We start from the raw sequence: 22224 nt of genomic DNA, 5'->3' as shown, positions 1-22224 counted from the left end.
CGTAAAACGCCGCCGCGTCCACAGGGGTCGCGACGGCGCGAAGGGGGGCGAAAAAGGCGCAAATGGAACGCGACTCGGTTAAGCGGAACGCTTAGCCTCGAGCTTGGCCTGGGCGGCAGCCAGGCGCGCGAGGGGTACGCGATAGGGCGAGCAGGACACGTAGTCCACATCGGCCACGTTAAACAGGCCCTTGATGGACTTGGGGTCGCCGCCGTGCTCGCCGCACACGCCAAAGTGCATATCGGGGTTGGTAGCACGACCCTTCTCGACGGCCATGCGCACCAGCTCGAGTACCGCCGAGTCGATGGTCTCGAAGGGGTTGTCCTTCAGGATCTTCTTGTGCATGTACAGAGGGATGAACTTGGCCTCGGCATCGTCACGAGAGAAGCCGAAGGTCGTCTGAGTAAGGTCGTTGGTGCCAAAGCAGAAGAAGTCGGCGTGCTGCGCGATCTCGTCGGCAACCATGCAGGCACGCGGCAGCTCGAGCATCGTGCCCACGGGAATATTGAGCTCGACGCCCTCCTCGGCGGAAACCTCGGCGATCACGCGCTCGATGACTTCGCGAGTCTGAACGTGCTCGGCCGTAATGGAAACGAGCGGAACCATGATCTCGGGGCGCGGGTCGACGCCCTCCTTGATAAGTCGAGCAGCAGCCGTGGCCACGGCGCGAACCTGCATGAGCGGCAGATCGCTAAAGACGACGGACAGGCGCACACCGCGCAGGCCGAGCATGGGGTTCGACTCGACTATGCCGTCGATACGGCGCAGGCGGGCACGCAGGGCGGCAAGCTCTTCCTCGCTGGCGCCAGCGGCTTCCTTCTTGGTGATGGCGACCTCGAGCTCACGCGGATTATCCAGGAACTCGTGCAGCGGCGGATCGAGCAGGCGAACGACCACATCGCGACCGGACATGGTCTTGAACATCGCCAGGAAGTCCTCGGTCTGAACCTTGAGCAGGTCGGCGAGGGCCTGCTGCTTCACGGCCTCATCGTCGGACAGGATGAAGCTCTGGATGATGTTCTTGCGATCGCCCAGAAACATGTGCTCGGTGCGGCACAGGCCGATGGCCTCGGCGCCAAACTCGAGCGCGAGCTCTGCGTCCTCGGGATTGTCGGCGTTGACGCGCACATGGTTGGCGTGGCCACAGGTCTCGTCCAGACGGATCTCGTCGGCCCAGGACAGGATGGTGTCCAGGTCGCCGGTGAGCTCGGCCGAAACCAGATCGGCAGCGCCGTCGACGACGATACCCTGGGTGCCGTCGATGGAGATGACATCGCCCTCATGCAGCACGCGGTCGCTGCCCTCGATGCGCACGACCTTCTCGGCGGCGTCGATATGGAAGCGCTCGACGCCGCAGACGCAGGGCGTGCCCATACCGCGAGCGATAACGGCGGCATGGCTCGTCTTGCCACCATGGCTCGTCAAGATACCCTCGGCAGCAACCATGCCCTTCAGGTCGTCGGGGTTCGTCTCCCAGCGAACCAGAATGACCATGTGGCCCTCGTTGGCGCGCGCGACGGCATCGTCGCTCGAAAACACGATCTCGCCCACGGCGGCACCAGGGCTGGCGTTGAGGCCGCAAGCCAGAGCCTCGTACTTCTTGGAGGCATCGAACTGCGGATGCAGGAGCTGGTCGAGCTGCGCGGGATCGATGCGGCTCACGGCCTCCTCGCGGGTGATCAGACCCTCCTCGACCATTTCGATGGCGATGCGCAGGGCGGCGGTAGCAGTGCGCTTGCCCACGCGGGTCTGGAGCATCCAGAGCTTACCCTGCTCGATGGTGAACTCGATATCGCACATATCGCGGTAATGATCCTCGAGTGTCAGGAACACGCGCTCGAGTTCCTCACCTGCAGACTCGAGGCCCGGAGTGGCTTTGAGGTCGGCGATGGGCTCGGTGTTGCGGATGCCGGCGACGACATCCTCGCCCTGGGCATTAACCAAAAAGTCACCATAGAACTCCTTGGTGCCGTCGGCCGGGTTGCGCGTAAAAGCGACGCCGGTCGCAGAGGTCTCCCCCTTGTTGCCAAAGGCCATAGCCTGCACGTTGACGGCGGTGCCGAGCTCGTCAGAAATGCCATGCTGCTTGCGGTAGATGCAGGCGCGCTCGTTCATCCAGCTGCCAAAGACGGCCTGGATGGCAAGGCGCAGCTGGAGCTCCGGATCGTGCGGGAAGACGGGCTTGCCATCAGGGACCTCGAGCTCGGGATACAGGGCGGCCTCGACGTTGTCGGAGAAGATGCTCTTAAAGGTCTCGACGAGCTCCTGCAGGTCTTCGGCCGAAAGCTCGGAATCGACACGAACGCCGGCGACCAAGCGGGCCTGAGTCAGGGCGTTCTCGAACAGGTCGGCGTCAACACCCATAACGACGTTGGAGAACATCTGGATAAAGCGGCGGTAGCTATCCCAGGCAAAACGCGGGTTTTGCGTCTGGGCGATGAGACCCTGGACAGAATCGTCGTTGAGGCCCAAGTTGAGGACCGTGTCCATCATGCCGGGCATGGAGAACGGAGCGCCCGAGCGAACCGACACGAGCAGCGGATCGGAGGCGTCGCCGAGCTTCTTGCCGCAGCGAGCCTCGAGGTCGGCCTCGGCGGCAACGATCTCATCAAGTGCGCCTTCGGGCCAGAGGTTGCCGGCACCGGAGTACTCGACACAGGTCTGGCAGGTAATGGTAAAGCCACCGGGAACCGGCAGGCCGATGCGGCTCATCTCGGCAAGGTTTGCGCCCTTGCCGCCAAGCACAAAGTTCATGGACTTGTCGCCCTCAGTGACACAGGTGCCCTGGGCGTCGGTTCCAAAACGGTAAACCCTCTTGCAATCGCTCACGATACTTCCCCTTCCATGCGCTCTCGCGCACGACCGTGGTGACGAATCGACCCGCCGGATGCGGGCCGTGAGGGAACTATACGGCGGACGTTGAGCGGGCTTGCGTAGAGGGCGAGGGGTTTGGTAAACGTGATAAATGCGGCGGTAAACGGTAGGTAAAGGTGGTTACCTTATGAAGATACCACTGCAAGAAAATTGCAGGTCAAATGCAAGTTCTTTGCTAAATCGCTTTACCAATATCGTGCATTATTTTTAGATAGTATTTTAAGGCCGGTGAATTTTTAGCTACCCCAATGAGTTAGCTTTGCTGACCTCGGCGGGCGGCGCGGCGGGCACGGGCTTCTTGGATTTCCATCAAATGACCGATGATCTCGGAGGCGCTCTCCTCAATCGCTTTGCCATCGGTACGCACCACAAAGCAGCCCAGACGCTTCATGAGGGCACGGGCTTCCTCGAGCTCGCTGCGCACGCTCTCGGGCTCGGCATAGGAGCCGGCGACGGCGCGAGCATAGTCATCGCCCAAGCGGCTATCGCGAATCTCAGAGATCACATCGACAGTCGAAATCAGACCAAACAACCGCATCGGGTCGACCTTGTAAATCGACTTCGGCGGCTCCATGCCATGGGCCAACGGAACATTGGCAACCTTGTAACCCTGATAGGCCAAATACATCGACAGCGGCGTCTTGGACGTGCGCGATACGCCCAGCAGCACGATATCTGCCCCCGAAAGGTCGTCGCAGCCGCGCCCATCATCGTGCTCAACGAAATACTCCATGGCCTCGATGCGATGGAAATAGCGGTCATCGGTCCTGTGAATCACGCCCGCGACGCCCTTGGGCGGCACACCGATGAGCGATGACAGCACGGCAAGTGTCGGACCGATCAGGTCGACCGAACGGATATGAAGCATGCCCAGGTAATCGAGTACGCGGGCGCGAAGCGCCGGATCGACAATGGTGTGGAACACGGCAATATCACGATGGTCCGCATCGACGCGCGGACCCACAAACGACTTGACCTGCTCCACCGAGTTCACCTTGGGCAGGCGCAAGAGACGAAAAGCCCCTTCATCAAATTGCCCGGACGCCGCAAGCACCACCTCACAAGCGGTATCACCGAGCGAGTCGGAGATAACGATAACGGTGGGACGAGCGGTGACCGGGCAATCCATGCGGGGCTCCTTTTGCGCTTACGCGCAGGCTGGCTTACTTTTTGCGGGCAAGCTCACCGATGTTGGCGATGCCGGAGAAAACGGCCTCGAAGCGGTTGAGCAGCTTAAGGCGATTATCGCGGAGCTGCTCGTCCTTGTCCATGACCATAACCTCGTCGAAGAAACGGTCGATGGGCGCGCGCAGGGCGGCCAGAGCGGCAAACGCGGCAGGATAATCCTCGGCGGCGAGAGCGGCGTCGACGGCGGTCTGAGCGGCCTCGGAGGCATCGGCAAGCGCAAGCTCGACCTCGCCCATCAGGGCGCGATCGTACTCCGCGCCCAGCTCGGGCTTGGAGATGTGCGCCGCGCGGGCGTAGGCGGTTGCCAGGTTGTCGAAGGTCTCGGCGTCGTTCTTGCGGGCCTCATCGAGGGCGGCGCAGCGGGCGAAGAAGAGCGACGGGGCAATGATGTGCACCGCGGAGACGGCGGCAACGGTGTCGGCCGGAATCTTCTCGTCGCGGGCCATGCTCACCAGACGGCCGTGGAAGAAGTCACGAACCTGCTGGGCGACCTCGGCGGCGTCGAACTCAATGCCCTGCTCGCTATAGAGCTCGAGCGCAAAGTCGATGAGCGACGTGGGGTCGATCGGCAGACGGTCGCGCAGGATGTTGATGATGCCGATGGCGGCGCGACGCAGCGCGTACGGGTCGGACGAGCCGGTCGGGGGCTCGCCGATGGCAAAGATACCCGCAATGGTATCGAGCTTGTCGGCACAGGCCACGATGCAGCCAGCGGTGCCCTCGGGCAGCTCATCGCCGGCAAAGCGGGGACGATAGTGATCGCGAATGGCGTGGGCGACCTCGTCGTTCTCCCCCATCGCGGAAGCGTAATAACCGCCCATAACGCCCTGCTGGCTCGTGAACTCAACGACGGCGTTGGATACAAGGTCGGCCTTGCACAGGTGAGCGGCGCGAGCGGCATCGGCGGCAAGGTGGGCGCCCAGATGGGCCTCGCGGGCGATGGCGAGCGCGAGCTGCTCAATACGCTCGGACTTGGCGAGCACGCTACCGAGCTTCTCCTGGAAGGCGACCTTGGCCAGACGCTCACGGAACTCGTCGAGGGAAATCTTCAGGTCCTCCTCGTAGAAGAACTTGGCATCGTCCAGACGGGCACGCACGACGCGCTCGTTGCCGTCGATCACGCGCTCGGCGTTCTCGGGCTTGCTGTTGGAGACGACCACGAACTCACGCGTGAGCTTGCCCTCGCCGTCATAGATCGGGAAGTAGCGCTGGTTGGTGAGCATGGACTCGCAGATGATCTCGTGCGGGACCTTGAGGAACTCCTCATCGAAGGTACCGACAAGCACCGTCGGCCACTCGCAGAGGTTGATGACCTCCTCGAAGACCTTCTTGGGCGTGTCGACATGGCAACCGGGGCGCGCAGCCTCGACCTCGGCGATACCGGCAAGGATGGCTTCACGACGACGCTCGGCAGAAAGCACGCCGGCGTCCTCGAGCACCTGCTCGTAGACGGCGGGGCTGGCGACCACATGGTCACCAGGGCCAAGTACGCGATGACCACGCGTGGTGTTGCCACTCGTCACGTCGGCAAACGACACGGGCACAACATCCTCGCCCAAAAGGCAGCAGATCCAGCGGACCGGACGAACAAAGGTCGCATGCTCGTGACCCCAACGCTGGCTGCGGTAGTTGGGCCACTGCAGGCCGGCGATGGTCTTCTCGCACAGAGCGGTCAGAATCGGCGTAGCCGGTGCGGAGGGAATGTTCTTCTCGGCGAACACATACTCGCGACCGTCAGTGTCCTCGCGACGGACCAGGTCCTCGGCAGCCACACCGCACTTGCGAGCGAAGCCCTGGGCGGCCTTGGTGGCGTTGCCGTCGGCATCAAAGGCAATGTTTGCCGCGGGACCACGCTTGACCTCGTGAACCTCATCGGTCGCGGTGGCGACGTCGGCCACGAGCGCAGCCAGACGACGCGGGCTCGAGATCACGCGGACCTCGCCGTGGGCCAGGCCGGCCTCGTCGAGACCCTTGGCAATCATGGTGCCAAGCTGCTTGACGGCATTGTTCAGCGGTGCAGAGGGCATTTCCTCCGTACCGATCTCAAACAGGAAATCCTTAGCGTCTGCCATGGCTTACGCCACCTCGCCTTCCTGGTCGGCATTCTCGTTGACTCCAGCGACCTCGGCCATATAGGCCTCGCAGCACGCCTTGGCGACGGCGCGGACGCGCAGGATGTAGTTAGCACGCTCGACCGCGGACAGCGCACCGCGAGCATCGAGCAGGTTGAAGGCATGGCTGCACTTCATGACGCAGTCGTAAGCGGGCAGCGGCAGCTTGCGCTCAAGGCAGGAGTGGCACTCGGCCTCGTAGTCGTCAAACTTCTGACGCATCATCTCGACGTTGGCGACCTCAAAGTTGTAGGCGCTAAACTCGCGCTCGTTCTCCAGGAACACGTCGCCATAGGTCATCGGCGTGCCATCGGGCAGATAGCTCCACACCAGGTCGTAGACGGAGTTGACGCCCTGAGCGTACATGGCGATGCGCTCCAGACCATAGGTAATCTCGACGGGCACAGGGTCGACCTCGATGCCGCCCACCTGCTGGAAGTACGTAAACTGCGTGACCTCCATGCCGTTGAGCCAGACCTCCCAGCCAAGGCCCCAGGCGCCCAGCGTCGGGCTCTCCCAGTCGTCCTCGACAAAACGAACGTCATGGTCGTTGGGGTCCAGACCGATAGCGGCAAGAGACCCCAGGTAGAGCTCCTGGGCGTTGACCGGCGAGGGCTTGATGAGCACCTGGAACTGATAGTAGTGCTGCATGCGGTTGGGGTTCTCGCCGTAGCGGCCGTCGGCAGGACGGCGGCAAGGCTGAGCGTAGCAGGTGCGCCACTCGGCGGGACCGAGCGAGCGCAGCGTGGTCGCGGTGTGGAAGGTACCGGCACCGACCTCGGAGTCATAGGGCTGCATAATGACGCAGCCCTGCTCGCCCCAGTACTGCTGGAGGCGCAGGATGATGTCTTGGAAGGAAAGCGATGAAGCGTTCATGCCTCTAATATCCCCTCGTCGAAACGATTACACGGTTAGGTACTGTACTATAGCGGTTTTTAGTCGAACTATAGCGGTTTTTAGTCGATAGTGCCGATGCGGTTGAGCGGCCAGTAGCGCACAAGCGCCACGGCGATAAAATCAGAGCGATCGACGGGACCAAAGTAGCGTGAGTCGGCAGAGTTTTCGCGGTTATCGCCCATCACCCACACGCACCCGTCGGGAACGGTGTAGGGATAGCTTACCTGAGCGCCGGGAGCCTGAACCGAAAGCGGCCAGCTCATGCCGGTCGTGTAGCCCTCGTCGAGCGCCTGGCCGTCAACGACCACCTTGCCGTCCTGAAGGTCGACCGTCTGGCCGGCCGTGGCAATAACACGCTTGACGAGAACATCGTGCTCGGAGGTGCCATCGGGGTTGTGGAACACCACGATATCGCCTTGGCTGACGGGCTGGCCGAGCTCAAGGCTCACCTTTTGCGCCAGGATCTGGTCGCCAATCTCGATCGTGGACTCCATGGACCCGGTGGGCACCACAAAGGGCTCGACCACAAACGAGCGAATCAAGAAGGTGGCGACCAATGCGATCGCGATGACCGCGATCCACTCAAAAGCGCCCCTCAACGCGGAATGCTGCGATGGAACCATTCTCACTCCTCGCTCTGCGAATACGAAGCGTCCAAAATCTCCTGCGCGTACGCACGCTCCTGGGGCGTAAGGCGCGCCGTCTCGATCAGATCGGGACGCCAGCGGCAGGTGCGCTCGATGGCGTTCTTGCGACGCCAGGCATCGACCTTGGCATGATCGCCGCTCACAAGCACCGGCGGCACGCCCTCGCCGTTGAACTCGGCGGGACGGGTGTACTGCGCGTACTCGAGCAGGCCTCCGTCCTCGGCGGTCGAGAACGACTCGTCCACATTGCTCATCTCGTCGCCCAGGGCGCCGGGAATCAGGCGTACGACGGCATCGGCAACGACCATAGCGGGAAGTTCGCCACCCGTAAGCACGTAGTCGCCGATCGACAGACGCTCATCGGCATACGCATACGCACGCTCGTCGACGCCCTCGTAGCGGCTGCATACAAACAGCAGACGCTCGCTTTTGAGCAGGCGCTCGGCCACATGCTGCGTAAAGGGTTCGCCACAGGGGGTGAAGAACACTACGATGGGCTTGGGACCCTCGGAGCTGATGGCCTCGATGGCCTCGGCAATAGGCTCGACCTTCATGAGCATGCCCTGCCCGCCGCCGTACGGCTCGTCATCGACGGTACGATGGCGGTCGTGCGTCCAGTCGCGCAGGTTATACGCCTTAAAATCAAAAAGGCCGGCCTTGCGGGCGCGGCCCAAGATCGATGTGGACATGACGGGCTCAAACATCTCGGGAAAGACCGAAAGGGTCTCGATCAGCATGTTGTCCTCCCTACTTGTCCATATCGATCAGGCCGTCCATAACGTGGACGGAAATTGTTCCTGTGTCGGGAAGATCGAGCACGACCTGCTCGATCACGGGAATCAGTACCTCGCCGTACCGATCGCCCTCAACAACCCAAACATCGTTGGCGGGCGTCGACATGATCTCGACGATCGTGCCGAGCAAACCGAAGCGCTCGTCGACCACCTCGCGACCCATCAGGTCGGTATAGGCAGCGTCGAGCGAATCGAGCTCAAAATCGTCACGATTTGCCAGCACGTAGCATCCCGTGATGCCCTCGGCGGCCGTCAAGTCGTCAATGCCCTCAAACGAGACCAGATCGCCATCGCCCGTATCGGTGACGGACACGACCGTGCAAAAGCGGTCGCGCTTGAGCGCCGGCGGCGTCAGGGCGACGCGCATACCCGGCTCTAATACAGAAGGAAGCCCCCGCAGCGGCTGCGCGAGGACCTCCCCCTTCCTTCCGTGCGGCTTGACAACACGGGCGATGTTTTTGTACTGGGACCTCAAGGTCCTAGCCCAGAACCTCTACCTCGACAGCAGTGTCGAGGCGAGCGGCCAGTGCACGGGCGAGCGTGCGAATGGCCTTGATGGTACGGCCACGACGGCCGATGACCTTAGCGACGTCATCCTCGGCGACCGAAACCTCAATCGTAGAGGCATCGTCACCATCGATGACCTCAAGGCTCACGGAATCCGGGTCGTCGACGATCTGAACAACGAGATATTCGACGAGATCGGCGATGCGATCTGAGAGCATTGCCTCACCCTCGAGCTGTGCAGCGTCAACCTCAGGCACGATTTACTCCTCGGCGCCCTCAGCGGCCTCAGCGGCAGCCTTAGCGGCCTCGGCCTCTTTGGCGAGCTGCTTCTTGGACTTCTTGACGACGGTCTCGGTCTTCTCGCCCTCGTTGGCGGCCTTGACCAGAGCAGCGACAGCGTCGGTGAGCTGAGCGCCCTTGGACTGCCAGTCAGCGATCTTCTCGAGATCGAGGTTGATGGTCTTGGGGGCGGTCATCGGGTTGTAGCGGCCAACCTCCTCGATGATACGACCGTCACGCGGGGCGCGGGAATCGGCGACGACGACACGGTAGTACGGACGCTTCTTAGCGCCGTGACGAGCAAGGCGAATCTTGACTGCCAAAGGAAACTCCTCCAACCAAGCAGCTTTAGGCTGCAACTACAAACAAACAGCTGAACATAATACGCCATCGACGCGGGCAGGTGAAGTCCGTGAGACCAACTTCTTCGGTGTAGTCGAAGGCAAATCCATATCTTAGACAAGAATTCGCGATTTGCAAGCACATCCACGCACCCCACATGAGCTGCGCGGTATACTCATGCCATGAAAAGACGCGAACATACATACGGTTATGAGGATGCTGCGGGCGTCACGCCGCCGCCCTGGACGGGGCCGGCGGTGGGCCTCATGGATCTCGATGCGTTTTTTGCGAGCGTGGAGATGCTCGATCATCCCGAGTGGCGCGGCAAGCCGCTCATCGTGGGTGGCGATGCCGATTCTCGCGGCGTCGTGTCCACCTGCTCATACGAGGCGCGTCGCTTTGGCGTGCACTCCGCCATGCCCTCGGCCGAGGCACGGCGCCTCTGTCCGCAGGCCATTTGGACGCATGGGCATTTCGATCGCTACCACGAGGTCAGCGCACAGGTCATGGCGATTCTCGCCGACGAGACCCCGCGCGTTGAGCGCGTATCCATCGACGAAGCCTTTATCGATATCACACCGGGTCGCTTTGCACCCGAGGACCCGCTGCTGGTTGCGCGGCGCATAAGCGACCGCGTCGCAGCGCTGGGAGTGACCTGCTCAATTGGCGTAGGCTGCAACAAGACGGTCGCAAAGATCGCAAGCGAGCGGGACAAGCCGTTTGGGCTGACCATCGTGCGCCCCGGAACCGAGCAGCGCTTTTTGGCTGCGCTGCCGGTATCTGCCATGAGCGGCATCGGGAGATCGGCCGAGGAGCGGCTGCGCCGCATGCGCATCTACACGCTCGGCGAGCTGTCACGTGCACCGGAATCCACCTTGGCCTGTATTTTTGGCATCAACGGCGAACGCATGCGCCAGCGTGCGCTGGGACTCGAACTCTCCGAAGTCACGAGCCTCGATGAAGAGCGCGAGGTCAAGTCGGTCAGCAATGAACGCACCTTTGCGAACGATTTAACTGAGCGTGGGGACATCGAAGCGGCGATTGCGCTATTGGGAGAGTCAGTGGGACGCCGTCTGCGCCGTCAGGGACTAACGGGCGCCACGGTGACGCTCAAACTCAAGTATTCGTATGGAAACGGTCGCTCGGCACAGCGCCGGCTGCCCCATCCGACCGACGATGAGAACATCTTCGTGGCAGTGGCGCTCGAACTGCTCGACAACATCTGGCAGGAAGGGATGCATGTGCGCCTGGCGGGCGTCGGCATGAGCGACTTCGACCATCAGGGCGGTATCCAGACCGACCTGTTCTGCGAAATCGACGACCGCGGAGCCCAATCCAGCGACCGTCGCGACCTCTCGGTCGCCATCGACGCCGTCCGAGACAAGTTCGGCGACACCGCCCTATCCTTCGGGCGCCAATCCCGCTTCAACGATTAGTCCCTTAGACAAAAAGAAAGCCGGGCAGCTGCGAATGATGCAGCTGCCCGGCGAACGGTAAAGGTTAGCTAAAAAGCCCGTCCCAAATGAACTACTAAAGGAGGTCAAGGGAAAGCTGGGGGGCGTCGCCCCAGAGCTTTTCGAGACGGTAGAACTCGCGCGCCTCAGGAGTGAAGACGTGGACGACAACCGAACCGTAGTCCATGAGCATCCAGGTCTTCTGCTCGCGGCCCTCGATGGAAAACGGGTGCTCGCCGCAAGCCTCGGCGACCTTCTCCTCAATCTCGTCGACGATGGAATCAACCTGACGGTTATTGGTGCCGGTAGCGAGGACAAAGTAGTCGCACACATCGGAAAGCTCGGTCAGGTCGAGCACTTGCACGTCCTCGCCTTTCTTGTCGTAGGCGGCCTGCGCGGCGGCGCGGGCGACATCCTCGGCGGCAACACCGCTCGCGGAAAGCGTTGCGGCAGTGCGATCGGACGTGGCAACGAAGCTCTTGTGCTCCACACCTTCAAGAATCTGCTCGTCGGTCATGGTCTCGTCGGCCATGGAATACCTCTTTCTAGACAGCCCGAACTAGCGCAGCTGGGCGTAATGGTTGTAAATCGTAATAGCCGTGGGATAAAGATAACGCCCGGTCTGGATCACATAGACCAGACCCTGCGCAAAACAGGAGAAGAACAACTCGTCGAGCGAGGACTTCCCCACCATCTTGCGCAGCGCATGGGCATAATCACCGTGGCGATTGGGTTCGATGGCATCGGCCACAAAGACCACCATATCGAGCGGCGTCATGTCGCAAGCGCCCACGGTGTGACGGTCGACAGCCTGAAAGACCGCCGGCGACAGCTCGGGAAAAAGCTGCGGAAGCTCATAGGCGGCAACCGGGCCATGCAAAAGCGGCGTCGCGGCAGACGGAGAGCCGGCAATCTTAATGCCGTAATGCAGAGCGCGCGTGACCAGCTCGTCGTCGGAGAGCACTTTATCCCAGTCATGGATCAGGCCAGCGGCAGCGGCATCAAAGCGGTTGACACCGTACACCTCGGCTAGGTGCAACGCAGTCTCGGCAACCCCGAGCGAATGCACGTAGCGCTTACGCTTATCCTTCATGCGCACATCGAGCAACTCGTGGATGCGCGTCAAGAGCGCGCGCTCGTCGTCCTCAAACTGATCTTCTACCGACAACGTTCTCCCCCATCAATCAAAATCGTCTTGCCCAAGATCGGCATACAGGCCGCGTTTACGGATATAGCCGAGCACGGACTCGCTCGTAAGATAGCGCACGCTCATGCCGCGAGCAACCCGCTTGCGAATGTTGGTCGAGCTAATCGCCAGCGCCGGGATCTGGATATACCGCACGTCAAACGGCAGGCCCGACTCTTTGATTCGCGCCCGGGCCGTATCGATGTCAAAGCCGGGACGCGTCGCAGCAATAAAGGTTGCCAGTTCGGCAATCTCATCTGCATTGTGCCAGGTCACAATATCGATAATCGCATCGGCACCCGTAATAAAGTAAAGCTTCACCTGTGGCGGGTAAAACTCGCGAAGGGCACGCAGCGTATCGGCTGTGTAGGTGACACCGGCACGATCGATCTCGAAGCGGCTTGCCAAAAAGGCCGGGTTCGCGGCGGTCGCGAGGACCGTCATGGCATAACGGTCCTCAGCAGGCGTCACCGGTTTGTCGAGCTTAAAGGCAGGAGAGCCGGCCGGCATAAAAAGCACGGCGTCCAAGTCGAGTGACTCGCGAGCCTGCTCGGCAGTAACCAAGTGCCCGTAATGAATCGGGTCAAAGGTGCCGCCCATAATGCCGAGCCTAAACTCCTGTCCGTCCTCTATGGGAAGCTCGGGCAGACCGATTCCACCGCGCAGCGACATGGCTTACTCGCCCTCCGGGGTCTCGACGTCTTCCGCAGCAACAGCGTCATCGGTACCGTCAATGGCATCCACCGCGTCGACAGCCTCCAAGCTATCGTCCGCGACATCCTCGACATCAACGACCTCGACGGCGACGTCCTCGCTACCGTCCTCAAGCTCGTCCTCGAACTCCGAGAAGTCCTCGGCGCCCTCAAAGTCAAAGGCGCGCTGACAAATGCGAACCTCGTCGCCGGCGCGGCAACCGGCCTTTTCGAGCGCATCGTCAACACCCATGCGGGAAAACTTATGCTGCAGATAGATGACGGCCTCCTCATTTTCCCAGTCGGTCTGGATAACCAAGCGCTCGATGGCGCGACCGACCACGCGGAAGGCATGAGGCTCTTCTTGGACAATACGGAACCGCTTCTCGCGCTGCAGGCGGCGACGCTCCCACTCCTCGTCGCGCGAATCGACCGGCTCATCAGAGACCGCCAGCTCAGCGCGGAGCTTGGCCACCTGCTCGCCCACGGCAAGCATCAACGTGTTGAGACCGGCACCCGTCACAGCGGACACGGCAAAGAACATATGCCCGTCGTCGAGCGCCGCACGCTTAAGGTCGGCAATCTTGTCGGCCGTGCCCGGCGCATCGCACTTGTTGGCGACGACGATCTGCGGACGCTCCGAAAGCTCAGCGCCATACTGCTCAAGCTCACGGTTAATAATGCGATAGTCCTCAACCGGATCGCGATCCTCAAACCCGCCCGTCATGTCAACGACATGCATGATCAAGGCCGTGCGCTCAATGTGGCGCAGGAACTGATGGCCCAGGCCACGACCCTCGCTCGCGCCCTCGATGAGACCGGGAACGTCGGCAACGACGTAAGAATATTCGCCGGCACGCACCATGCCCAGATTGGGCACAAGCGTGGTAAACGGGTAGTCGGCAATCTTGGGACGGGCAGCGCTCATACGCGCGATGAGCGAGGACTTGCCGACCGAGGGAAAGCCCACAAGCGCGGCATCGGCCATGAGCTTCATCTCGAGCTCGATCCAGTGCTCCTCAGCCGGCTCGCCGAGCTGGGCAAACGCGGGCGCGCGACGCACCGACGTCACAAAGTGAGTGTTGCCCAGACCGCCAGCACCACCGGGCGCCACGACAACGCGCTCGCCGTCGTGCACCAGGTCGGCAATCTCGAACATCGGGGTCTGCGTCTCGGGATCGAGCTCGCGGACTACGGTGCCCATGGGGACTTTCAAAATCAGGTCCTCACCGCTTTTGCCGTTGCGGCGGGCACCCTGGCCATGCGTTCCGCGCTCGGCACGGAAGTGATGCTTAAAGCGGTAATCGATCAGCGAGGACAGCTGAGCGTCGGCCTGAATGACGACGTTGCCGCCACGACCGCCGTCGCCGCCATCGGGGCCGCCCTTGGGAACAAATGCCTCGCGCCTAAACGACATGCATCCGGCTCCGCCGTCGCCGCCGCAAACGTTAATTCGGCTGATATCGGTGAACTGTGACAACAGAATCGCCTCCTACAAAAAAGAGGGAGACCCTTGAATCCTAAAACTCAAGTGCCTCCCACATATGTGCTCTATGAAGGGTGAATTACGCGTTCGCGAGCGGGCGTACGCTGACCCTGTGCTTGATACCCTTGTGGAACTCAACGGTACCGTCGACCAGCGCGAACAGCGTGTCGTCCTTGCCACGGCCAACGTTCTCACCCGGGTGGATGTGCGTGCCGTGCTGACGGACGAGAATCGTGCCCGTGGTTACCGTCTGGCCGGCATAGCGCTTCGTGCCAAGGCGCTGACCGCGGGAGTCACGGCCATTACGGGAGGAACCGAGTCCTTTTTTGTGTGCCATTGTGTATACCTACTCTTTCGTTACGAGTGTAATCTACTCGGCGACGGGAGCCTCGGCAACAGCCTCAGCCTCTGCCTTGACAGCCTTCTTGGCGCGGGAGGTAGCCTGAACCTTCACGATCTTCAGCTTGGTGAGCTGCTGACGGTGACCCTTCAGACGACGATAGCGCTTGCGCTTGTGGAACTTGAAGACCAGCTGCTTCTCGCCCTTGAACTGCTCAACGATCTGAGCGGTAACCTTGGCCTTGGCCAGCTTGTCGGGATCGGTGACGATCTTCTTACCATCGTTGAGGAAGATAACCGGCAGGGTGATCTTATCGCCCTCATTGCCCTCGATCTTCTCGACGGTGATGACATCGTCGGTGGCGACCTTGTACTGCTTGCCGCCCGTGTTAACGATTGCGTACATGTTTACTTGCCCTTCATGCATCAGTTAGTGCAACAGCCGAATATAGTAGCAGGCGATAATACCCCCGTCAACGAGTATGTGGAGCAAATCCACAAGTTCGCACAGGTATGGGGCTGACGAGTCGGCCCTCGTCGTCCTCGCATGCTTGATTCTGACGCTCGACATCGTAGGAGCAGATGGTCACGAGGTCTTGCATACCGGTGGAAACGATAGGTGCATCGACGCCCGGGGTCAAGCCCTGCAACAAAACATCAGCGGCAGAAAGCAAAATTTCCGGACGCATGGAGCCCTCGTTGTCGGCATGGGTGTCGAGCGTGAGCACCAGATGGTCCGGGCGCTCCCCTGCCGTGAGCTCATAGCCCACGAGCGTGTGGTCAAGGTCTAGGCGTTTGCTCTTCTTACCACGCGCGTAGTCGATGCCGTGGCCCGCGCGCAGCGTATCGATAGCACGACGCACCTCGTCGGCGGAGGCCGGTGCCTCAGGGTCAAGATGCAGGTCGATACGATAGGACAGACGCGTGAGCTGCGCCGTCAGCGCCGGTGTGCGCACGTCGATGTATGCCGCCTCGATGGGGGCCAGATCGGCCGGAGATGCCGCCGCCAGGCGCTCAAACGCCTCGTCGAGCGCGACGAACTCGGTCATAAACAGGTCATACCACTCGCAAGTCGACGACGTGCCAACCGGCAGCGCCGACGAAAAGCCCACGCGCATGTGCGGAGAGAAGCCCTGCGTCACGGCATAGGGCAGCCCCGCGCGACGCACGATGCGCTCAATGGTATGAATCACTTCGAGATGACCCAGGTACTTAAGGCGGTCGCGCTTGCCATAGCGAACGCGAAGCCTAAAGAGCGTGGGGTTGTCGGTCAGGCGCTCACTCATGCGCGATCACCCACCAATACGTTCTTGGCATGGAGCGTGGGGCAGATTCCGCAACCGGTGCACGACGTGCGGGTGCAGTCGGGCGTCGTGACGCCCTCCAGCGAGCGGCGGTATTCGCGCTCGAGGAAGCCGCGCGAGCAACCGGGGCTAACGTGCTCCCAGGGCAGACGCCAGTCCAGCCCATAGGGCAGGTGCACGAGCTCGTTGAGGTCGATGCCGTTTTTGGCCGCCGCCTCTTTCCAGTTATCGAGCGAGAAATGCTCCACCCAGGCGTCAAAACGCGAACCGGCACGCCAGGCATCGATGATGACAGGCGTCATGTCACGGCCGGCGCGAGACAGCGCGGCCTCAACGAGCGAGGTCTCGGCATCGTGGTAGTGCACGCGGACCGCACGGTTGCGAACGCTCGTGATGAGCAGCTTTTGGCGACGCTTGACATCGTCGTAATCGAGCTGCGGGCACCATTGGAACGGCGTGGCGGCCTTGGGGATAAACACCGACACCGAGATGGATACCGAGATGGAGCCGCGGCGCGCCTTGGGAACCACGGAGCGGCCAAGCTCGAGCACATGGTCGGCCAGGTTGGCGATGGCCACGATATCCTCGTCGCGCTCGCCGGGAAGGCCCATCATGAAGTAGAGCTTCATGCGGTTCCAGCCCGCCTCGAAGGCCGCCTTGGCCGCACGGTCCAAGTCCTCCTCGGTCACATTCTTGTTGATGATGTCGCGCATGCGCTGACTGCCGGCTTCGGGGGCAAACGTCAGGCCGCCCTTCTTTTCGCCAGCGACCGACTCGGCCATATCCACGCCAAACGAATCCAGGCGCTGTGAGGGAATGGACACGCGAATACCCGTATCTTCCAGACGGCGGTTGAGCCTGCCGAGCACATCGCGGATGCATGAGTGGTCGGTGGTCGAGAGCGAGGTGAGCGACACCTCGTCATAGCCGGTCTTCTGCAGGCCCTGGATCACCGAGGACACAATCTGGTCGGCCGAGCGCTCGCGCACCGGACGATAGGTCATGCCGGCCTGGCAAAAACGGCAGCCGCGGGCACAGCCGCGCAGAATCTCGATAGACAGGCGATCGTGGACGAGCTGCGCGTAGGGCACGCACGACTGCGACAGCGGATTGGTAGCGCCAAAGTCCTCAACGACGCGCTTATAGACTACCGGCGGGACGTCCTTGCCTTCGCGCGGCACGGTGTAGCCATGCGGCGAGCAGGGCTCGTCATAGCGCACCTCATACAGAGACGGCACATAGGTACCGGCGACCGTCGCGAGCTGCTCGACAATCTGAGCGCGCGAGACGCCCTCATCGCGCAGGCGACGATGCAGCTGGCAAACCTCGAGCAGCGACTCCTCGCCCTCACCGATCAGGATGGCATCGAAGAAGGCCGCATACGGCTCGGGGTTATAGACCGAGGGGCCACCGGCGACGATGATGGGATCGTCCTCGGTGCGGTCGGCCGCAAGCAGCGGAATGCCAGCGAGATCGAGCGCCTCGAGAAAGTTTGTCACGGCCATCTCGTGCGGCACATGCATGCCGACGATATCGAACGAGGCCACAGGCGCCGCGCCCTCGAGCGACAGCAGCGGAATCCCCGCCTCGCGCATGGCATCGCCCATATCGGGCCACGGCACATAGCCGCGCTCGCAGGAAATGCCCTCGGCCTGATTGAGGATGTTATAGAGAATGGCGATGCCCTGGTTGGGCAGACCGACCTCATACACGTCAGGGTAGATCATGCAGCAGCGGTAATCGGCATCGGCCTTTGAGAGCGTACCCCACTCGTGGTCGATATAGCGACTCGGCTTTTCGACCTTGGCGAGCAACGGCTCGATCAGATGAAAACAGTCTTGGTATGGAACGCGCAAAAGAAACCCCTAAGCAGCGAGATCGGATGCATCCTCGAAAGGACTCATGGGACGGGTGGCACCGGCGACCGTGGTCACCAGGTCGCGGACGCGCGAGAACGTGGCGGCAGCCACCTCGTTGGCACGGCTGTAGTCGATGTCGCGCTCATACAGCGAAACGAGCGCACGGCCCATACCATAGGTTCCCGCGGCGGCGGTCAGCGCCTTGACGGCAAACCCGATATGCGGCGTCTGCTTTACCAGGGCGCGGGTGACGGCGCGGAGCACCAAGCCGCCGGCAAGCACGCCCGCGACCTCATAACCGCGCTCGGGCTTAATGCCGCGTCCAAAGATGGCCGCCAGCTCAAAGAGCATGCCCACCTGCGCCAGCGCCATAACGGGATAATCGGCCCCCGGCAAAAACACCAGCGCACCCGTCGCCATATTGGTAAGCGCGCACGAGGTGATGATGCGGTTGGCGGCGGCGATACGCATAAAAGCAAAGTTCGCCGCAAAGGCCGTCTCCTTGTCCGTGCGATCAAGAATCCAGCGGGCAAGCGTCTCGAGCAGATACGTCTTATCGGTAGCCGCCACCGCGCCGAGCATGGACGTGGACTCCTGGATAAAAGGCACCTCGACAGCAGACTCGGCCAGCACGCACACGGGGGCGCCGGCAATCACAAGCTCCTGTACAGCGCTCTCCAGACGGTCGGATCCGCACGAAAGGACCAGCACCACGTCGGTATCGGTCTTGGGGACGATACGGTCCTCACCCAGGCGCTCAACGCGCACAATGCCAGACGTCGTCTGCGGCACGAAGGCATCGCGCACCGTCTCGACCAAAAAACGCGAGGCAGACGAATCGAGGTAGACGGACACGCGAACCGGCGTGTCGGAATCCTTCTTGGTGGTCGCGCCCATCTTAAAGACGCGGGTCAGCTTGTCCACGGGAATCTTCATAGCAAACCCCTCCAGCGGTTACGCGGCGCCCGAACGATGCCGCCATATGGATTGTACGATACCCACCGTCAGCAACTGGATCATCATCGAGGACGAACCGAAGCTAATGAACGGCAGCGGAATACCGGTGATCGGCATCATGCCGATGCACATGCCGATGTTCTCGAAGGTCTGGAATGCCCACATGCCGACGATACCCACGCATGACAAGCGTAGGAACAGAGACTCACACTTAAAGGCGACGCGAATCGTCGAGAACATGAGCAGCACGTACAGGCACAGCAGCAAAAAGGAGCCGCAGAAGCCAAAGGTCTCGGACAAAAAGGCAAAGACGAAGTCGGTGTGGAACTCGGGCAGAAAGCCACCGGCAGACTGCGTCGCATGGCCCAGACCTTTACCGAAAAAGCCACCCGATCCAACCGCGATGAGCGATTGCTGCAAGTTGTAGGCATCGTCCGAATCGGCATTATCGGGGTCGATAAAGACGGTCAGTCGGTTCATCTGGTACTGCTTGATCAAAACGTCATGGCCCAAAAGAGAATCGAGCACCGAATCGAGCGCCAGGATGAGCGCCACCAAACCCACGAGCAGAGCCAAGGTCGACAGCACCCATTCGCGGCGCGCACCGCTCATGCAGATCACAACGGCACCCGACACCAACACGACCAGGCCCGAACCCAGGTCGCCCATGGCGACGACGGCCAAAAACGGAACGGAGAGCATGCCGCAGAGCTTAATGTAGTCGCGAGCGGTATCGATGCGGCCGTTGTACTGCGAACCAAGCGTGGCGATAAAGAAGATCGTGATGAGCTTGGCGAGCTCGACCGGCTGAAAGGTAAGACCGATACCGGGAATCTTGATCCAGCCCGTCATGCCCAGACCGCCCGTATAGGACAGACCCGGAATCTTGGGCGAGAAAATCACAATGAGGTCGATGACGAGCAGCGCCGTCGAGAAGTTAGAGATGCCGCGCAGATCGGTACGCCAGACGAGCACCGCAAGCACCGTACCGATGCCGATGCCCAACAGGTGACGCGAGAATGAGGCGTCGGCCTTAAACTGCGAGGCCGACCAAATGATGATGGCGCCATAGGCTACGAGCGCCAAGGTTGCCAGCAGCACGCCGACGTGCACCTTCTGGCGAAACGTGCCGCGCGAGGCCGAAAGCTGCTTGTTGACACGGTCCAGGCTGCTGCGGGAACCGGTTTTAGTTGAGCGGAACAGGTCCGCCGGCGAAAAATCCATCGCAACCTCCTATCGAACCGAGGAATCGCCCGTGGCAGAAGATGTGTCAGGCTCATCATAGATGGCGCCGAGCACATCGCGCACGACGTGCAGCGCGGTATCGGAGCCACCACCGCCCTGTTCCAAGACAGTGACAATCACGTACTTGGGCTCATCGGCCGGCGCGTAGGCGCAAAACCACGCGTAATCGTCCTCGCCGCTCTTCTCGCCCGTGCCGGACTTGCCGTAGACCGTGGGGGTCAAGGAGTTAAAGTGCGCGGCAGTCGAAGTCGACGCCGAGTAAATCACATCGTGCATGCCGTTACGGACCAGCGCCAGGTCGGCATCGCTATTGATATGGGCCTCCAGGCGCTTCTTTTTGCCCTTGCCGTTGTACTTGTAGGCATCGCCGTCGCCATCACGCGACACCGCCGACAAGAAGACGTGGGGCACGTACTGTTTGCCGCCGTTGGCGAGGCCCATGTAGGCACACGCCATCTGCAGCGGCGTCACCAAAATGTCGCCCTGGCCGATAGCGATGTTAGTCATATCGCCGGCATTCCACTTGCGGTCCTCGGCCGAGGCGTCGGTAAAGTACGACTCTTTCCACTTGGCGTCAGGAATGCGGCCCGTTCCCTCGCTTGGCAGATCGATGCCGCAGGTCTTGCCCAGGCCCCAACGGCGAAAGACCTCCTGCAGGCCCTCGGGATGCTGGTCGTTGTAGAAAAACGCCTTGCCCATATCGTAGAACACGGGGTCGCACGAGTTGGCGATACCGGACTGCAGCGTCATAGTGCCGTGACCGGAATGCAGCCAGCAGTACTTACCCCATGACTTGCCCAGGCCCGTCCAATAGCCCGTGCAGTTCGTGGTCTGGCCTGAGGTATAGGTTCCAAACTCAAGACCGGCCAGAGCCGAGAGCGGTTTGATGGTCGAAGCCGACATATACTGGCCGCTAATGGCGCGGTTGAGCAGCGGATGCGAACCCTTGTCGTCGTTGAGCTCGGTCCACACGTCGTTGGAAACGCCGCCGATGAACACCGACGGATCAAACTTGGGCTCGCTCGCCATACCCAGAATCTCACCATTGTTGGGATCGAGGCACACCACGGCGCCGTTGCCGGCATCGCTATGACCCGTGGTCTTGGCAAGCTCAATGGCATTCGCCAGAGCCGTCTCGCAGGCCTGTTGAATCTTAAGATCCAGCGTAAGCTTAATGTCAGAACCGGCCTTGGCGGGAACGGCGCCGGCTTGACCGGTCACGTTACCCGAGGCGTCAACTTTCACGGTCTGCTCACCACGAATGCCCTGCAGCAGATTTTCGTAGTAAATCTCTACGCCCGCCTGGCCCACAATATCGCCCGATTGATACGAGATCTGGCCAGCCGCGCTATCGCTGCCGTCCGACGACTTCTTGTTCTGCGCCTCGAGCTGCTCGGAGGTAATGGTGCCGGTATAGCCCAAGATATGGCAGGCGGTCTCGCCATACGGGTATTGGCGCTCGGTGCGCTCGGCGATCTTCACACCGGGAAACTCACCGGCGTGCTCCTGGATGTAGGCGACAGTAGAGCGGCGCACGTCAGTCGCGATCGTATGCAGGCTCTGCGCGCCTTCGGAATTGTCCTGGATATTGCGTAGCACCGCGATATACGGCATGCCGAGCACGTTGGCAAGATGACGCACCAGTACCTTGTCATCGGCAAGGTCACGATAGGCGACGACGGCGAGCGAAGGGCGATTTTGCACCAGCGCGACGCCGTTGCGGTCCAAGATGCGGCCACGCACGGCAGGCGTGGTAACGGTACGGGTCTGATTGCTCTTGGCCTGCTTGTCGTAGTAGTCCGACGAGACCATCTGCATGCCCCACAGCTTAACGGCAAGCGCGGCAAACATCGCACCCACGCCCGCGGTGAGGATGGAAAAGCGGCCCTTAAAGGCCGTAGCGGCCGTATTGCCCTCGCCCTCGGTGGCGCGCGGGGCCGTTCCATGCTGCGTGTCGTAGGTAAAGCGGGAGTCGCCGCGGCGCATGATGACCAGCGCGACCACAATGGCCACGACCAGCACGATACCGGCGACAACAACCGTCAACTGGGAAGACATCTACA

The 22224-nt window shown here is 61.4% G+C and carries 21 protein-coding genes; 1 reads left to right on the top strand and 20 read right to left on the bottom strand.

Features of this window, described 5'->3' with window-relative positions:
- Positions 1–78 precede the first annotated feature (78 nt).
- The 9 genes from ppdK to rpsP all read right to left on the bottom strand — a co-directional run bounded on the left by ppdK (position 79) and on the right by rpsP (position 9620).
- Positions 79–2829 (bottom strand): pyruvate, phosphate dikinase, encoded by a 2751-nt coding sequence (gene ppdK, locus ACKUUJ_RS05860; RefSeq protein WP_409064972.1) that lies wholly within the window; start codon positions 2827–2829, stop codon positions 79–81.
- A 298-nt stretch (positions 2830–3127) separates the two neighbouring features.
- The gene (locus tag ACKUUJ_RS05855) at positions 3128–4003 is read right to left on the bottom strand and encodes a pyruvate, water dikinase regulatory protein (protein WP_409064971.1); all 876 of its coding nucleotides are present in this window, start codon (positions 4001–4003) and stop codon (positions 3128–3130) included.
- A 34-nt stretch (positions 4004–4037) separates the two neighbouring features.
- Entirely contained in the window at positions 4038–6134 is a 2097-nt protein-coding gene (glyS, locus tag ACKUUJ_RS05850) for a glycine--tRNA ligase subunit beta (protein ID WP_347478521.1), read from the bottom strand.
- Positions 6135–6137: 3 nt separating this feature from the next.
- Positions 6138–7049, bottom strand: a complete 912-nt coding sequence (locus tag ACKUUJ_RS05845) for a glycine--tRNA ligase subunit alpha (RefSeq protein WP_006236091.1) — start codon at positions 7047–7049, stop codon at positions 6138–6140.
- 80 nt (positions 7050–7129) lie between these two features.
- Positions 7130–7693: a signal peptidase I gene (lepB, locus tag ACKUUJ_RS05840; RefSeq protein ID WP_409064970.1), complete on the bottom strand. Its 564-nt coding sequence runs from the start codon at positions 7691–7693 to the stop codon at positions 7130–7132.
- Positions 7694–7695: 2 nt separating this feature from the next.
- Positions 7696–8454 (bottom strand): tRNA (guanosine(37)-N1)-methyltransferase TrmD, encoded by a 759-nt coding sequence (gene trmD, locus ACKUUJ_RS05835; protein WP_409064969.1) that lies wholly within the window; start codon positions 8452–8454, stop codon positions 7696–7698.
- Positions 8455–8464: 10 nt separating this feature from the next.
- The gene (gene rimM, locus ACKUUJ_RS05830) at positions 8465–8986 is read right to left on the bottom strand and encodes a ribosome maturation factor RimM (RefSeq protein WP_195621714.1); all 522 of its coding nucleotides are present in this window, start codon (positions 8984–8986) and stop codon (positions 8465–8467) included.
- Positions 8987–8990: 4 nt separating this feature from the next.
- On the bottom strand, positions 8991–9236 hold the full coding sequence (locus ACKUUJ_RS05825; RefSeq protein ID WP_171021534.1) for a KH domain-containing protein: 246 nt from the start codon (positions 9234–9236) through the stop codon (positions 8991–8993).
- A gap of 42 nt (positions 9237–9278) precedes the next feature.
- Positions 9279–9620: a 30S ribosomal protein S16 gene (rpsP, locus tag ACKUUJ_RS05820; protein WP_022094749.1), complete on the bottom strand. Its 342-nt coding sequence runs from the start codon at positions 9618–9620 to the stop codon at positions 9279–9281.
- A 201-nt stretch (positions 9621–9821) separates the two neighbouring features.
- Here rpsP and dinB point away from each other — a divergent pair, with 201 nt between their 5' ends.
- Positions 9822–11075, top strand: a complete 1254-nt coding sequence (gene dinB / locus ACKUUJ_RS05815; protein WP_409064968.1) for a DNA polymerase IV — start codon at positions 9822–9824, stop codon at positions 11073–11075.
- A gap of 94 nt (positions 11076–11169) precedes the next feature.
- Here dinB and rsfS read toward each other — a convergent pair whose 3' ends face one another.
- The 11 genes from rsfS to mrdA form a co-directional block, all read right to left on the bottom strand.
- A complete protein-coding gene (rsfS, locus tag ACKUUJ_RS05810; protein WP_409064967.1) occupies positions 11170–11625 on the bottom strand; it encodes a ribosome silencing factor in 456 nt (151 codons plus the stop codon).
- Between the two features lie 27 nt (positions 11626–11652).
- A complete protein-coding gene (gene yqeK, locus ACKUUJ_RS05805; protein ID WP_409064966.1) occupies positions 11653–12261 on the bottom strand; it encodes a bis(5'-nucleosyl)-tetraphosphatase (symmetrical) YqeK in 609 nt (202 codons plus the stop codon).
- 12 nt (positions 12262–12273) lie between these two features.
- A complete protein-coding gene (nadD, locus tag ACKUUJ_RS05800; RefSeq protein ID WP_347478527.1) occupies positions 12274–12951 on the bottom strand; it encodes a nicotinate-nucleotide adenylyltransferase in 678 nt (225 codons plus the stop codon).
- 3 nt (positions 12952–12954) lie between these two features.
- Positions 12955–14451: a GTPase ObgE gene (gene obgE / locus ACKUUJ_RS05795; protein ID WP_409064965.1), complete on the bottom strand. Its 1497-nt coding sequence runs from the start codon at positions 14449–14451 to the stop codon at positions 12955–12957.
- A gap of 85 nt (positions 14452–14536) precedes the next feature.
- Positions 14537–14794 (bottom strand): 50S ribosomal protein L27, encoded by a 258-nt coding sequence (gene rpmA, locus ACKUUJ_RS05790; protein WP_006236075.1) that lies wholly within the window; start codon positions 14792–14794, stop codon positions 14537–14539.
- A 33-nt stretch (positions 14795–14827) separates the two neighbouring features.
- Complete coding sequence (gene rplU / locus ACKUUJ_RS05785; RefSeq protein WP_117786063.1) at positions 14828–15202, bottom strand: 50S ribosomal protein L21; 375 nt, start codon at positions 15200–15202, stop codon at positions 14828–14830.
- A 67-nt stretch (positions 15203–15269) separates the two neighbouring features.
- Positions 15270–16082, bottom strand: a complete 813-nt coding sequence (locus ACKUUJ_RS05780; protein WP_409064964.1) for a TIGR03936 family radical SAM-associated protein — start codon at positions 16080–16082, stop codon at positions 15270–15272.
- Positions 16079–17956, bottom strand: a complete 1878-nt coding sequence (locus ACKUUJ_RS05775; protein WP_409064963.1) for a TIGR03960 family B12-binding radical SAM protein — start codon at positions 17954–17956, stop codon at positions 16079–16081. Before ACKUUJ_RS05775 ends, ACKUUJ_RS05780 begins: the two co-directional genes overlap by 4 nt.
- Positions 17957–17965: 9 nt before the next feature.
- On the bottom strand, positions 17966–18895 hold the full coding sequence (locus ACKUUJ_RS05770) for a YcjF family protein (RefSeq protein WP_409064962.1): 930 nt from the start codon (positions 18893–18895) through the stop codon (positions 17966–17968).
- An 18-nt stretch (positions 18896–18913) separates the two neighbouring features.
- Positions 18914–20140, bottom strand: a complete 1227-nt coding sequence (locus ACKUUJ_RS05765; RefSeq protein ID WP_409064961.1) for an FtsW/RodA/SpoVE family cell cycle protein — start codon at positions 20138–20140, stop codon at positions 18914–18916.
- 9 nt (positions 20141–20149) lie between these two features.
- A complete protein-coding gene (mrdA, locus tag ACKUUJ_RS05760; protein ID WP_349125285.1) occupies positions 20150–22219 on the bottom strand; it encodes a penicillin-binding protein 2 in 2070 nt (689 codons plus the stop codon).
- Positions 22220–22224: the final 5 nt, after the last annotated feature.

Source organism: Collinsella sp. wc0583, assembly GCF_046116915.1.
Taxonomy (GTDB): Bacteria; Actinomycetota; Coriobacteriia; order Coriobacteriales; family Coriobacteriaceae; genus Collinsella.
This window is presented reverse-complemented; position numbering and strand designations above follow the sequence as displayed.